Origin of the sequence: Nonomuraea sp. NPDC048892 (genome assembly GCF_040649735.1) — a bacterium.
Lineage (GTDB): Bacteria > Actinomycetota > Actinomycetes > Streptosporangiales > Streptosporangiaceae > Nonomuraea > Nonomuraea maheshkhaliensis.
The window spans coordinates 290,415-303,668 of the sequence record NZ_JBEZFZ010000002.1; the positions used below are offsets into that span (position 1 = coordinate 290,415).

Consider the following 13,254-nt stretch of genomic DNA (forward strand, 5'->3'; position numbering starts at 1 on the left):
GGCACCACGAGACCTCACCGCGACCTCCCCGAGAAGAACCTGGCCAGCGACACCGACCCGACGAAGCCCAGCAGGGACAGCACCAGCAGGATCGGCAGGTCCGAGTAGTCGTCCCTGGCCACCGCGAACGCCCCGACGCCGCACATCGACAGCGACGTGAACACGTCCAGCGACATCGCCCGGTCCAGCATCGTGGGCCCGCGCGCCACCCGGTAGAGCGAGGCAGCCGCCCCGGCCCCCAGCAGCACGAGCGTCACCGCGTACACCGACGTCATTCCAGCTCCTTCCGGTCCCCGCGGGTGCCGAACGCCGCCACCACGCGCGCCTCCAGCGCGGCCACGTCCGTCCGTACGGCGTCCGCGATGTCGCCGGGCCGCCCCAGCACGTGCAGCATCAGCGCCCTCGGGTAGGCCTCCAGCACCAGGCTGCCGGGCACGGTCGACAGCGCCACCATGACGATCACGGTCATGGCCTCGGACGACGTGCGCAGCGGCACCAGCACGAGCTGCGCCGGCGGCCGGCCGGGATGCGCCACCCAGAACACCACCCGCACGGTCGAGGTCACCATGTCCCAGCCGAACCAGAGCAGGAACCGCACCAGCCCCGCCGGATGGATCCGGATCCCCGGGTCGAGAACGGGCAGCGGCAGCAGCCACGTCACCACCAGCCCGGCCGCCACCCCGCCCAGCACGTTGCCCACCGACACGTCGCCCCACAACGTCACCCACACCAGCGCCAGCCAGGCCACCAGCGGCAGCGGCACCCGCCGCCCGAAGATCCGCACGACGAACCGCCTGGAGATCCGCCCGGTCGTCAGATCCCGCCGTCTCACGGATGCCTCCCCGAAATCACGGATGCCTCCCCAGAACCGCCGAGATGTACGGCTCACGCGCCATCAGCTCCGCCGCCGCCCGCTGCGCCAGCGCCGACAGCGGCCCGGCCAGCACCGTGAACGACAACCCCAGCGTGACCAGCGCCGCCACCGACAGCGGCAGCGCGGCGGGCAGCGCGGTCGTGGTCACGACCGGGTCCTCGCCGGTACGCTCCTCGCTCTCCACGACCCGGCCCATGCGGTCGGCCCTCGGGCCGCGCCAGAACGCCTTGCCCCACACCTTCGCGACCGCGTACAGCGTGAGCAGGCTCGTCACCAGGCCGGCCGCCACCAGCGTGACCGGCAGCCACCCTCCCTCGGCCAGCCCCGCCTGCACCAGCATGAGCTTGCCCAGGAATCCCGACATCGGCGGGATGCCCGACAGGTTCATGGCCGGGACGAAGAACAGCACGGCGATCAGCGGCGCCGCCCGCATCAGCCCGCCCAGCCGGGTCACCGACGTGGTGCCGGTGCGCCGCTCGACCATCCCCACCACCAGGAACAGGCTCGTCTGCACGGTGATGTGGTGCACCACGTAGAAGACGGCCCCGGCCAGCCCGGCCACCGTGGACAGGCCGACGCCGAACACCATGTACCCGATGTGGCTGACCAGCGTGAAGGAGAGCATGCGTTTCATGTCGGTCTGCGCCACCGCGCCGAGCACCCCGGTCAGCATGGTGGCCAGCGCCACCCACATCAGCAGCGTCGAGACCGGCCCGCCGGGGAACAGCAGCGCCTCCAGCCGGATGATCGAGTAGACGCCGACCTTGGTGAGCAGCCCGGCGAACACGGCCGTGGCCGGGGCGGGCGCGGTCGGGTAGGAGTCAGGCAGCCACGCCGACATGGGGAAGATCGCCGCCTTGATCGCGAACGCCAGCAGCAGCGTCAGCTCCACCAGCAGCTTCACCTGCTCGGGCAGCGTGGCGAAGCGCTCGGCCAGCTGCGCCATCGACAGCGTCCCTGTGGCGCCGTAGGTGATGGCCAGCGCGATCAGGAACAACATCGACGAGGCCAGCGCCATCAGCGTGTACGTCGCCCCCGCCCGGATCCTGGCCTCGGTGCCGCCGAAGGTGAGCAGCACGTACGAACCGCTCAGCAGCAGCTCGAACGCCACGAACAGGTTGAACAGGTCCCCCGACAGGAACGCGTCCGCCACCCCCGCCACCATCACCAGGAACGCCGGATGGAAGATCGCCATCGGCGCGTCGTGCTCCTGCTCGTCGTAGGAGTTGGCCACCGAGTACGCCATCACGCACAGCGTCACCGCCGACGACACCACCAGCACCAGCGTGGAGAGCCGGTCGGCGACCAGGCAGATCCCGACCGGGGCCGCCCAGCCGCCCAGCTCGGTCACCAGTGGCCCGCTCGTGTCGGCCGCGACCAGCAGCACCACCGAGACGGCGAGCGAGAGGCCGAGCGTGACGAGGCTGATGAGCGACTGCAGCCGGCGCAGCCGCCCGCCGATCGCCAGCTTCACCCCGGCCGCCAGCAGCGGCAGCAGCACGGGCACGCAGACGAGGCTGGAAAGGGGCACGGGACCGTCCATGGGTCAGTCGTCGCCCTCCAGTTCGGGGTCCTGCGCGAGCGCCTGCCGCTCCCGCTCCTCCCTGATGGCCTGCCGCATCTGCTTACGCGCCTCCTTCTGGCGCGCCTTGAGCTGTTTGAGCATCTCCTTCTCGCCGGCGGCCTGCCCGGCCCGCCTGCGCTCGTACTCCTCGCGCAGTTGCTCGATGCGTTCCAGGTTCGACATGGCGCCCGTGTCGTCGCGCAGCCCGGCCTCCTCCAGGCGCAGCTGCAGCTCCTCCTCCGGCAGGCCCTGCTCGCGCAGCCGCCTGGCCCACTGTTCGAGCTCGCTGTGCACCCGGGAGATGCGCTGCTCCAGGTCGGCCTCCTCCAGCCGCTCCCGCTCGGCCTGCTCGGCCTCCAGGTTCGCCAGCTCGGCCCGCTGCTCGACGACCAGCCGCCGGTAGGCGTCGCGCTTGGCGCGGACGGCGTCGCCCAGCTCGCCGCGCCGGGAACGCAGCCGCACCCGGCGGTCCTCGGTGTCGTCCTGGACCTCGTCGCTGCCGGTGAGCTGCCACGAGCGGTGCACCATGGCCAGCAGGAACGCGGTCACGCCCAGCGTGATCACGATGGCGGTGAGCACCATGGCCTGCGGCAGCGGGTCGGCCATGCCGGACCGGCCGACGAAGGGCGGGCCGCCCGCGTCGCCGCCCGCGGTCACGATGAGCAGGTTCACCCCGTTGCCCAGCACGATGACGCCGGCCAGGACGCGGACCAGGCTCCGTTCCAGCAGCAGCGTCACCCCGACGGTGATCATGATGCAGCAGGCGGCGAAGGGCAGCAGGGAGACGCTGTTCACGGGGTCTCCTCCGCGTCGATCTGCCGGTCCAGCTCCGCGCCCAGGCCACGCAGGACGTCCTGGACCATGCCGATGACGGAGACGTACACGCCGAGGTCGAACAGCAGGCCCGTGGACAGGTGCACGTGCCCCAGCAGCGGCACGCTCACGTCCGTGGCCAGCATCTCCAGCGCCGCCCGGCCGAACAGCAGCCCGATCAGCGCCGTGCCCGCCGACAGTGTCAGCCCGGCCCCCATCAGCACGCCCGCGTGCACGGGCACGGACGTGGCCAGCTCGTTCCTGCCGCCCGCCAGGTAGCGCACGGTGATCGCCAGCCCGGCCACGATGCCGCCCGCGAACCCCCCGCCGACGCCGCTGTGCCCGATGAACAGCAGGAACACCGAGAGCGTGAGCACGGTGTGGAACGTCAGCCTGGCCACCACCTCAAGCGCCAGCGCCGCCTGCCCGCGCGGCAGCGTGGCCGCCAGCCAGTGCGGGCGCTCCTCCGCGCGGTGCCCGGCCCCGCCCCGCTCGATGCTGTACGACCTGCGCCGCAGGAACACCATGCTGGTCACGCCCAGCGTCAGCACGATGATCACCGCGCTCTCGCCCAGCGTGTCCCACGCCCGGATGTCGAGGATGATGGCGCTGACCACGTTGCGCGCGCCGGACCGCTCCGCCGCCTCCTCCATCAGCGCCCCGACCGGCTCGGTGCCGCGCGCCGCCATGGCCACCATGCCGCCGCCCGCGGCCACCACGCCCGCCGCCAGGCCCAGCGCCAGCCTGACCGCGACCGGCACCCGTCCCCTGACCGGCTGGATCGGCAGCCGCCGCAGCACCAGGGCGAACACCACCAGGCTCAGCGTCTCGGCCAGGAACTGGGTCAGCGCCAGGTCGGGCGAGCCGTGGGCGAGGAACAGCAGGGCGGTGCCGTAGCCGGTGAGGCCGACGACGAGGGCGAGGAGCACGTACGCGCGGGAGAACAGCGCCAGCACGGCGGCGGCGGCCAGCAGCGTCACCACGACGGGCTGCTCGGGCCGCTGCCAGAGCAGGATCGGGACGTCCACGTGGGGCGCGCCGCCGTACACGACCGAGAACAGCCCCACCCCGACCCCCGCCAGCAGCGTCAGCATCAGGTAGTCGGGCACGGATCCGCGCTGGATGAAACCGGTGAGCTGGATGGCGAACCGGTCCAGCCGGCGGACGGCCAGCCAGAAGAGCTGGCCGGAGTCGGCCACGTGCAGCGCCGCCCCCGCCCGCGCCACCGGGGCCCTGGTCAGGAAGAGCAGCAGCCCGGCCGCCAGCGCCAGCGCCGACAGCAGCAGCGCGGGTGTGAAGCCGCTCCACGGCACGAGATGGGCGTGATGACCCGCTTCGCGAAAGGTGTTCGTGTAGCCGGACATCGCGCCGCCGTACCAGGAGGTCAGCGGCGCGAGCACCAGCCCCAGCACGGCCAGCAGCGCCGCGGGAGCGGACATGGCCGCCGGCGTCGGGCGCACCTGACGCGCCGGCACGCCCGGCTTGCCGGCGAACGCCCCCCACAGGAAGCGCAGCGTGTACGCCGCCGTCAGCGCCGAGCCCGCCACCACGCCCACCAGCGCCGGCGAGCCCACCAGCGCCTCCAGCGCCGCCTCCTTACCGGCGAACCCGGCCAGCGGCGGCAGCCCCGCCATCGACGCGCCCGCCAGCACCGCCGCCGCGCACACCCACGGCATCGCCCGCCCGACCCCGCTCAGCTCGCGCAGGTCCCGGGTGCCGGCCGCGCGGTCCACGATGCCCACGACCAGGAACAGCGCCGCCTTGAACAAGGCGTGCGCCAGCAGCATCCCCACGCCGGCCAGCGCCGCGCTCCTGGTGCCCGCCCCGAACAGCAGCACCAGGAAGCCGAGCTGGCCGACCGTCCCGTAGGCCAGCAGCCGCTTCAGGTCGTTCTCCCGCAGCGCCCGCCAGCCGCCCAGCAGCATCGTCACCGCGCCGAGCGGCACCGCGACCGCCCGCCACACCACCAGGTCGCCGTACGCGGGCCCCAGCCGGGCCAGCAGGTACACCCCGGCCTTCACCATGGCCGCCGCGTGCAGGTACGCCGACACGGGCGTGGGCGCGGCCATCGCGGCCGGCAGCCACGTGCTGAACGGGAAGATCGCCGACTTCGACAGCGCGCCCACCAGCACCGGCAGCACGGCGACGGGCGTGAGACCGGGCGGACTGGCCACGATCTCCGAGATCCGGTACGTTCCCGCCGCCTGCCCGAGCAGCACGAACCCGGCCAGCATCGCCAGCCCGCCGAGCGTGGTGACCGTGAGCGCCTTCATCGCGGCCTGCCTGCTCACCCGGCTCTGCGGGTCGGACCCGATGAGCAGGTAGGAGAAGACCGTGGTCAGCTCCCAGAACACGTACAGCAGCAGCAGGTTGTCGGCGGTGACCAGGCCCAGCATCGACCCGGCGAAGGCCACCATCACACCGCCGTAGCGGCCGAGCCCCTCGTCGCCCTCGGGGAAGTAACGGGCGCTGTAGCAGAGCACGAGCACGCCGACCCCGGTCACCAGCGCCGTCATCAGCAGCGCCAGGGGGTCGAGGCGGAAGGAGAACTCCAGGCCCATGACCGGCGCCCACGGGGTGCTCTCGCGGGCGGGCAGCCCGCGCCATCCCGCCCAGCCCGCGTAGACGAAGCCGGCCGCAGGAGGCAGGGCCAGCAGCGCGAAGGATACGGCCCGGCCCAGGCGTGGGACCAGCCAGGGAGCACAGACCGCGGCGACCGCGTGCAGAATCAGCAGCGACTCGACAGGCTGCAGGGGACCCACGGGCTCCTCGGGCTCTCGGGCGGGAATCTCCGGTTACATCCGCCCAATCTGCCCCTCCGCGCCACCGCGGCCACGCAGGCGCGGCCGGGATTGACCCGAACGTCACCAGTCCCACACCGAGGGGTGGGACTGGTGACGTTCTGTGTGCGCGGTCGTGTGCGCGGTTTGTGTGCGCGGTCGTGCGCGCGGTTTTGTGTGCGCGGCCCTCAGGTCTTGGTGCTCGTGCAGGTGCTCGGCTTCGGCGCCACCGCCGTGATCAGGTACCGGTCCACCTTGGCGTCCAGGCAGTCCGAGCCGGTGGCGTAGCCGGTGTGACCGTCGGCGTCGTTGGTCAGCAGCACGCCCTTCGACAGCTGCCCCGCCAGCGCCTTGGCCAGCTTGTACGGCGTCGCCGGGTCACGCGTGGTGCCCACGACCACGATCGGCGGGGCGCCGTCGGCCTTGACCTTCTTCGGGTAGCGGGTGCCCTTGACCGGCCAGTACGGGCACGGCTCCTCGGGGTGGTCGACACAGTTGACGGCCATGAGGGCGTCGAGGCTGTTGTCGTACCTGCCGTCCGGCATGCGCCCGTTGTAGCCGTCCGCCAGCAGCAGCAGCCTGGTGCCGTCGCCGCTCTCGTACGCCTTCGCCAGCGCCTGCCGCAGCAGCGGCCAGCTGGAGGACTGGTACATGGCGGCGTTCACCGCGGTGCGCACGATGGCCTCGTTGACCTGCCTGCCGTCGTGGTCGTTGCGCAGCGGCGAGGCGTCGGCGCGCTGGTACAGCTCGTCGAGCTGCTTCATCGCCGCCTTGACCGTGTGCACGCGGAACGGGCAGTCCTTCGACTTGAAGCAGTTGCGCAGGAACGACTTCGTCGCCACGTCGAACCCGCGGTCCTGGTCCGCGTAGAAGTCCGCGGCGGGCTGCGAGGGGTCCTCCGCGCCGTCGAGCACCATCGTCCTGATGCGCTTCGGGAACAGGTCGGCGTAGATCGAGCCGAGGTAGGTGCCGTAGGAGAAGCCCAGGTAGTTGAGCCGCTCGTCGCCCAGCGCGGAGCGCAGCACGTCCATGTCCTTGGCCACGTCCACGGTGCCCACGTGGGACAGCAGCGCCTTGCCCGAGTGGGCCAGGCAGGACTTGGCGAACACCTTGTCCCACTTGTCGGCCCGCTTGGCCTCGGTGCGGTTGTCCGGGGTGGGGTCGAGGGCGAGGTAGGTGTCCTGCCGGACGGTGTCCAGGCAGCGCACCGGCGAAGAGCCGCCGACGCCCCGGGGATCGAAGCTGACGATGTCGAACCGCTCACGCACGGCCGCCGAGACCGTGGCCCCGCTGCCCTTCAGCGCTGCCACGCCCGAGCCGCCCGGGCCGCCGAAGTTCAGCACGAGAGAGCCGATCCTCTTGCCGGTGGCGGGAAGACGGGTCAGGCTGACCTTGATCTTCTTGCCGTCCGGCTTGGCGTAGTCGAGGGGGACGGTGATGTCCGCGCACTCGTAACCGTTGCCGCAGGCGGTCCAGGCCGGTCGCTGTCGGTAGTAAGCGTCAAGCCCGCCGGACTCCGCGGCCCTGACCGGGCAGGCGGGGCCCGCGACAGCGAGCAGGCCTGCGACGGCGGGCGTCATGACTCTACTTAGAATTCGCATACTCAGACATGGGTAGGCAAATGATTCGAGGACCTTTATAGGCAACCGAAAAGATCCACCGCAAGTGCCGTCAGATCGTTTAGGGCGCGCATTTGCCCAGGTCGGCGGCAGGGCAAGGGATAGCGATTTTAGTAAAGAAAAATCGCGCCTCCCCGCCCTCATTCCGACCGGTCTCACCAGGCCATCGGGCCCCTCCGGTCACGGAAGACCCCGGTCGGCCCGTCCTCACCGATGGTGGCCAGTTCGACGATCGCGTCCGTGCCCTCGGTCACCGTCTGCGGCCCCGCGTGCGCGTTGAAATCGGTCGCGGTGTAGCCCGGGTCGGCCGCGTTCACCTTCACCTCGGGCAGCGCCTTGGCGTACTGCATCGTCAGCATGGTCACGGCCGCCTTCGACGGCGAGTAGAGCGGCGCGACCGCCTTCGACTCGGGGCGGGAAGGGTCCTGGGTGGCCGCGAACGACCCCATGCCGCTGGAGACGTTGACGATGACCGGGTTCGCCGACCGGCGCAGCAGAGGCAGAAACGCGTGCGTCACCCGGACGATTCCCACCACGTTGACCTCCAGCACCTCCCTGGCGTCGGCGGCGGTGATCCGGTCGGCGGGCTTGTGCGTCCCGTGCACGCCCGCGTTGTTGACGAGGACGTCGATGTGGCCCTCGTGCGCCTCGACGTCGGCGGCGGCCGCGGCCACCGACGTGTCATCGGTCACATCGATCTGGACGAAACGGGCGCCGAGCGCGTCGGCGGCGGCCCGGCCGCGCTCGGGGTCGCGGGCGCCGACGAGGACCGTGTGCCCGGCCTCGATCAGGCGGCGGGCGGTCTCGTACCCGAGGGACTTGTTGGCTCCGGTGATGAACGTCGTGGTCATGCGTCCACTCTCGGCCGGTGCTGGACGGCCGGCCAGTGCCCCGCGCGACGGTGGGTCGGCCAGTACCAGGCAGGACGGCCGGGCGCGAGGCAGGATGGAAATCGTGGACGAGACTCTCGGAACGGCGCTGCGCCGCTGGCGCGACCGGCTCTCTCCCGCCGACGTCGGGCGGATCGCGCGGGCCGGGCGGCGCGCGGCCGGGCTGCGCCGCGAAGAGCTGGCCGAGCTGGCGGGCCTGTCCGTCGACTACGTGGTACGGCTGGAGCAGGGCCGCGCCACGCGCCCGTCGGAGCAGGTCGTCGCGAGCCTGGCCAGGGCGCTGCAACTGGCGCCCGCCGAACGCGACCACGCCTACCGGCTGGCGGGCCTGCTCCCGCCGCGCGACGGGACGATCTCCACGCACGTCCCCGCCGGGGTGCAGCGGATGGTGGCCCGCCTCGGCGAGTTCCCCGTCGGGGTCTTCGCCGCCGACTGGACCCTGCTGTCCTGGACGCCCGCGTGGGCGGTGCTGCTCGGCGACCCCGCCACCCGGTCACCGGCCGAGCGGAACCTGGTGCGGGCGGTCTTCGCCACCGGGCCGCGCGGGCTTGCCGCCTGGCCAGTCCTGAACGAAGGCGACGCGCTCGGCCCCGCCCTCGTCGCCGACCTGCGGACCGCGATCGTCGACCACCCGGCCGACCGCGGCCTGAGCGGCCTCGTCGCCGAACTGCGCGCCACCAGCGCGGAGTTCTCCCGGCTGTGGGACGAGGGCGCGGTCGGCCGGCACGTCTCCGCCCGCAAGGTCATCGTGCATCCCCAGGTCGGCGAGGTGACGTGCGACTGCGACGTGCTCACCGTGCCCGGCTGCGAGGTCAGGCTCGTCGTCTACACGGTGGCGGCGAACTCGGCCGACGCGGAGAAGCTGGAGTTCCTGCGGGTCACCAACGGCCTGTCCGCCGACGGCTCCCCGCCCTCGCCGCGCGGCCCGTTCCCCACGCCGTGATCAGGCGGCGGTGACCTCGGGGACCTCGGGGACCGCGGGGCGCATCCTCGTATAGAGGAACAGTGAGAGCCCGCCCAGGATGGCGACCAGCCCCAGGATCGACAGCCCCAGCGTGTACGTCCCCGTGGCCGCCAGCAGCGCGCCCACCAGGGCGCCCGCCACGACGCCGCCCCCGCCGGCCCCGAAGCCGTTGATGATGCCCGTGGCCGGGCCCACCACGTGCGCGGGCAGGTCGGTCACCGCGATCGCCCAGATGTTCGGCGTGTACGCGGCGGTGAAATAGCCCAGCCCGAGGCAGATCAGCGAGAACTGCGCCACCGGTGACCCGGTCAGCGCCACGCACGCCAGCAGCACGCCTCCCACCACGAGGCCGGAGATCGCGATGGGCCCGCGCCGACCCGAACGGTCGCCGAGGATCATCATCGGCACCGTGAGCAGCAGCGAGACCAGGTACGGCGCCGCCGACAGCAGCCCGTTGACGCTCGGCGCGAACCCGAACGTCGGCACGATCAGCGGGATGTACAGCGTGATGCCCCAGAACAGCATGCCGTTGGCGAAGTAGCTGAAGACGAGCAGCAAGAACCGCCCGCCGCCGAAGGACGCGAACGTGAGCTTCTTGCGCGCGCCCTCCTCCGGGGTGGCCCGGATCGTGGTGCCCGGCGCCGTCGGCAGGAAACGGGCGTAGAGCGGCAGGATCACGAGGAGGCCGATCGCGCCGAGCGCCCAGAACATCGGCCGCCAGCCGAACGACGCCTCGATCGGGGTCAGCAGGAAGAACCCGAGCGCCAGCGCGAGATACTGCCCGTAGTACTGGATCATGGCGCTGGCCCTGGTCATCTCCCGCTCGTCGAACCAGGCCTTGGCCATCCTGAACTGCTGCGGCCAGTAGACCCCCTCGAAGATGCCCACTCCCACGCGCAGCGCGACGAGCACCCCCACGGAGTCGGTGAACCCGATGAGCAGCGTGCACACCGAGTAGCCCGCGACCGTGACGAGCAGGATCCACTTGGCGTCCACGCGGGCGGTGAGGAAGCCGCCGAGGAAGTTCGAGATCAGATATCCGACCAGGAACGCGGTCAGCGCCAGGCTCGACGTGGCGGCGAAGCCGTCGCCGGCGAAGCCGAGGTCGGTGCTGATGTTCTTGATCCCGATCGACAGGTTCGAGCGGTCGAGGTAGGCGACGAACAGGCCGACGAGCAGCAGGCCGCTGATGCGCAGCCACTTGTGCGGAAGCGAGGGGGCGGTGGAGGGGAGGGGGTGCGGGGTGGAACGCTGATCCGATGGCACGGGGTCTTCCTTAGTGCTGGAACTGTGGTGGTGGTCAGGCCCGATACGCCTCGATCACCGAACGGTCGATCTCGATGCCGAGCCCAGGACCTTGAGGCACGGACATCACCGGCCCGATCTCCAGGTCCGACAGGGTCTGGCGGAACGAGTTGGGCGCCTGGTCGAGCTCGATGACCGGCGGCGTGCGCCCGAGCGAAGGGGTCACCACCGGCAGCGCGGTGGCCAGGTGCAGCCCGGCCGCCACCGTGATCGCCGACCCCCACACGTGCGGCAGCGTCGGGATGCCGTGGACGCTCGCCATGCCGGCGATCAGCAGCGTCTCGCGCAGCCCGCCGCAGGCCGTGGCGTCGGGCTGGAGCAGGTCCACCGCCCGCGACTCGATCAGCTCGGCGAACCCCCACCGCGTGTACGCCGACTCGCCGCCCGCGATGGGCACCGCCGTGGCCGCCCGCAGCTCGCGGTAGCCGGCCAGGTCCTCGGGGATGACCGGCTCCTCGAAGAACCACAGCCCGTCGGACTCGGTCTCGCGGGCGAACGTCAGCGCCTCCGCCGTCGTGTAGCCGCGGTTGGCGTCGGCGGCCAGCTGTGTCTCGGGGCCGAGCGCCGCGCGGACGCGGTGCACGCGCTCGACGTCGGAGCGCAGGTCGGCGCCGACCTTCATCTTGACGTGCCGGTACCCCTGATCGAGGAGGTGGCGCGCCTCCGCCTCCAGGTCGCCGGCCCACTCGCCGTCGTAGTAGAACGCGGAGGCGTACGCGTCGAACGAGGCCGGCGCACGCCCGCCGAGCAGCCGGTGCACCGGCTGGCCCAGAGCCTTGCCGACGGCGTCCCACAGGGCGATCTCGATGCCCGAGATCGCGGCGATCGGCACCCCCGCGCGGCCCCACTCGCGGCTGCGGTTGTACATCGACTCCCACAGGACCACGTGCTCGAACGCGTCCGCCCCGAGCAGGAGCGGGGCGAACACCGTCTCGATCAGCGCCCGGCTCCCCTCGGCCGGGCCGAAGCACTCGCCCCACCCGGTGACGCCCTCGTCGGTCACGATCTCGACGAGGCAGCTGGAGCGCGTCTCCCAGTGCCACTGGGACATGCCGAACGGCGTGCGCAGCCGCTCGGTGACGACGTGCGTCTCCACCCCGACGATCTTCATGACCCCTCCTCCTTCGCGGCCGACACGGTGACTTGTGTGGACGGCGCGCTGCCCTCCGTGTCCGGCGCGGCACCCGTCGCGGTGGGCGCGGCGACGGAGCCGCGCCGGACCAGCGTGCTCGGCACCACCCGCGGGCCCGGGGCGACGCTCTCGCCCGCGGCCAGGTCGAGCAGGAGCCGCCCGGCCAGGGCGCCCATCTCCTCCACGGGCTGGTCGATCACGGAGATGGGCGGGCGGTGCAGTGTCATCCAGCCGGCGTCGGTGAACCCGATCACCGAGACGTCCTCGGGGCAGCGCAGGCCGGCCGCCATGATCGCGCTGACGATCCCCTCCGTGACCAGCGCGTTGAACCCGATCATCGCGGTCGGGCCCGTTGCGGTCGGGCCGGGCCGCGTGCTCAGCAGCTCGGCGGCCGCGGCCTGCGCGCCCGCCCGGGTCCCGTCGGTGTGCCGGACGATCCCGCGCCGCCCGGGGTGCCGCGCCAGGGCCGCGCGGAAGCCCTCCTCGCGGGCCCGGGTGGTGGACGCCTTCTGCGGGCCGGCGATCAGGGCGATCTCCGTGTGCCCGTACGAGATCAGCTCCTCCGCCGCCGCCCCGACGGACTCCCGCTCGTCGGTGACGACGGCGGGCACGGGCAGCCCCTCCAGCACCCGGCTGACGCTCACCACGTGCCCGAACGCCGGCAGGTCGGCCGCGCTCAGCGAACTGCCCACCGACGGGACGATGACCAGCCCCGTCGGCCGGTACGAGCGCAGCAGCTCCAGCTGGCGGCGCTCGATGCGGGCGTCGTCGTCGCAGTTCATCAGCATCAGCGAGTAGCCGCTGCCGGACAGCCGGCGCTCGATGGCGCGGTGCAACCGAGCGTAGAAGGGGTTGCCGATGTCGGCCACCAGCACCCCGACCATCGGCGTACGGGACGCGCGCAGGCTCCTGCCGACCGCGTTGGGCCGGTAGCCCTGCGCCTCGATCGCGGCCAGCACGGCGGCCCTGGTCTTCTCGCTGACCTGGCCGGTCCCGTTGAGGACCCGCGACACCGTCTGGGCACTCACCCCGACCGCCCGCGCGACCGTGTAGATCGTCGCCTTCGTCTCCGCCACCGTCCGGCTACTCTCCGCGCTGTTATCGATAACTGTGGACAAAGCCGCACGTTACCTCGTCGTGGGACGAAGCGACAAGCCCCCTCCGGACTCCGGCCGTGACGCCAGGGGCCGTCCTGGCCGACCGGGATCACGCGCGCTATCCCGAACCCGGCCATACCGCCCCCTGGCGTTCCCATGCGTGCGCCGAACGCCCGTGATCTGCTCGCAAACAGCGGTCCCGCCGCCGGTCTCTCC

The 13,254-nt window shown here is 72.2% G+C and carries 11 protein-coding genes; 1 reads left to right on the top strand and 10 read right to left on the bottom strand.

What is annotated here, in order from left to right:
- Window positions 1-14 precede the first annotated feature (14 nt).
- The 7 genes from AB0C28_RS06825 to AB0C28_RS06855 form a co-directional block, all read right to left on the bottom strand.
- The gene (locus tag AB0C28_RS06825) at window positions 15-275 is read right to left on the bottom strand and encodes a monovalent cation/H+ antiporter complex subunit F (protein ID WP_358073306.1); all 261 of its coding nucleotides are present in this window, start codon (window positions 273-275) and stop codon (window positions 15-17) included.
- On the bottom strand, window positions 272-832 hold the full coding sequence (locus AB0C28_RS06830) for a Na+/H+ antiporter subunit E (RefSeq protein ID WP_357841506.1): 561 nt from the start codon (window positions 830-832) through the stop codon (window positions 272-274). The genes AB0C28_RS06825 and AB0C28_RS06830 overlap by 4 nt, the downstream gene beginning before the upstream one ends.
- 16 nt (window positions 833-848) lie before the next feature.
- Window positions 849-2,405 (bottom strand): Na+/H+ antiporter subunit D, encoded by a 1,557-nt coding sequence (locus AB0C28_RS06835; RefSeq protein WP_357841509.1) that lies wholly within the window; start codon window positions 2,403-2,405, stop codon window positions 849-851.
- A gap of 15 nt (window positions 2,406-2,420) precedes the next feature.
- The gene (locus tag AB0C28_RS06840; protein ID WP_357841511.1) at window positions 2,421-3,233 is read right to left on the bottom strand and encodes a Na(+)/H(+) antiporter subunit C; all 813 of its coding nucleotides are present in this window, start codon (window positions 3,231-3,233) and stop codon (window positions 2,421-2,423) included.
- Window positions 3,230-6,013, bottom strand: coding sequence for a Na+/H+ antiporter subunit A (locus AB0C28_RS06845; protein ID WP_358073307.1), 2,784 nt, complete (start codon window positions 6,011-6,013; stop codon window positions 3,230-3,232). Before AB0C28_RS06845 ends, AB0C28_RS06840 begins: the two co-directional genes overlap by 4 nt.
- 206 nt (window positions 6,014-6,219) lie before the next feature.
- The gene (locus tag AB0C28_RS06850; protein ID WP_357841517.1) at window positions 6,220-7,611 is read right to left on the bottom strand and encodes an alpha/beta hydrolase; all 1,392 of its coding nucleotides are present in this window, start codon (window positions 7,609-7,611) and stop codon (window positions 6,220-6,222) included.
- A gap of 194 nt (window positions 7,612-7,805) precedes the next feature.
- Window positions 7,806-8,501, bottom strand: a complete 696-nt coding sequence (locus tag AB0C28_RS06855; protein ID WP_358073308.1) for an SDR family NAD(P)-dependent oxidoreductase — start codon at window positions 8,499-8,501, stop codon at window positions 7,806-7,808.
- A 103-nt stretch (window positions 8,502-8,604) separates the two neighbouring features.
- On the opposite strand from AB0C28_RS06855, the gene AB0C28_RS06860 reads away from it, so the two are divergent.
- The gene (locus tag AB0C28_RS06860) at window positions 8,605-9,483 is read left to right on the top strand and encodes a helix-turn-helix transcriptional regulator (protein ID WP_357841523.1); all 879 of its coding nucleotides are present in this window, start codon (window positions 8,605-8,607) and stop codon (window positions 9,481-9,483) included.
- Here the strand turns inward: AB0C28_RS06860 and AB0C28_RS06865 are convergent, their stop codons facing one another.
- Genes AB0C28_RS06865 through AB0C28_RS06875 form a run of 3 tightly spaced genes read right to left on the bottom strand, consistent with a single transcriptional unit; the run spans window position 9,484 to window position 13,017 of the window.
- Entirely contained in the window at window positions 9,484-10,770 is a 1,287-nt protein-coding gene (locus AB0C28_RS06865; RefSeq protein ID WP_358073309.1) for an MFS transporter, read from the bottom strand.
- Between the two features lie 34 nt (window positions 10,771-10,804).
- Complete coding sequence (locus tag AB0C28_RS06870) at window positions 10,805-11,920, bottom strand: mandelate racemase/muconate lactonizing enzyme family protein (protein WP_358073310.1); 1,116 nt, start codon at window positions 11,918-11,920, stop codon at window positions 10,805-10,807.
- Window positions 11,917-13,017: a LacI family DNA-binding transcriptional regulator gene (locus AB0C28_RS06875; RefSeq protein ID WP_358073311.1), complete on the bottom strand. Its 1,101-nt coding sequence runs from the start codon at window positions 13,015-13,017 to the stop codon at window positions 11,917-11,919. Before AB0C28_RS06875 ends, AB0C28_RS06870 begins: the two co-directional genes overlap by 4 nt.
- Window positions 13,018-13,254 lie beyond the last annotated feature (237 nt).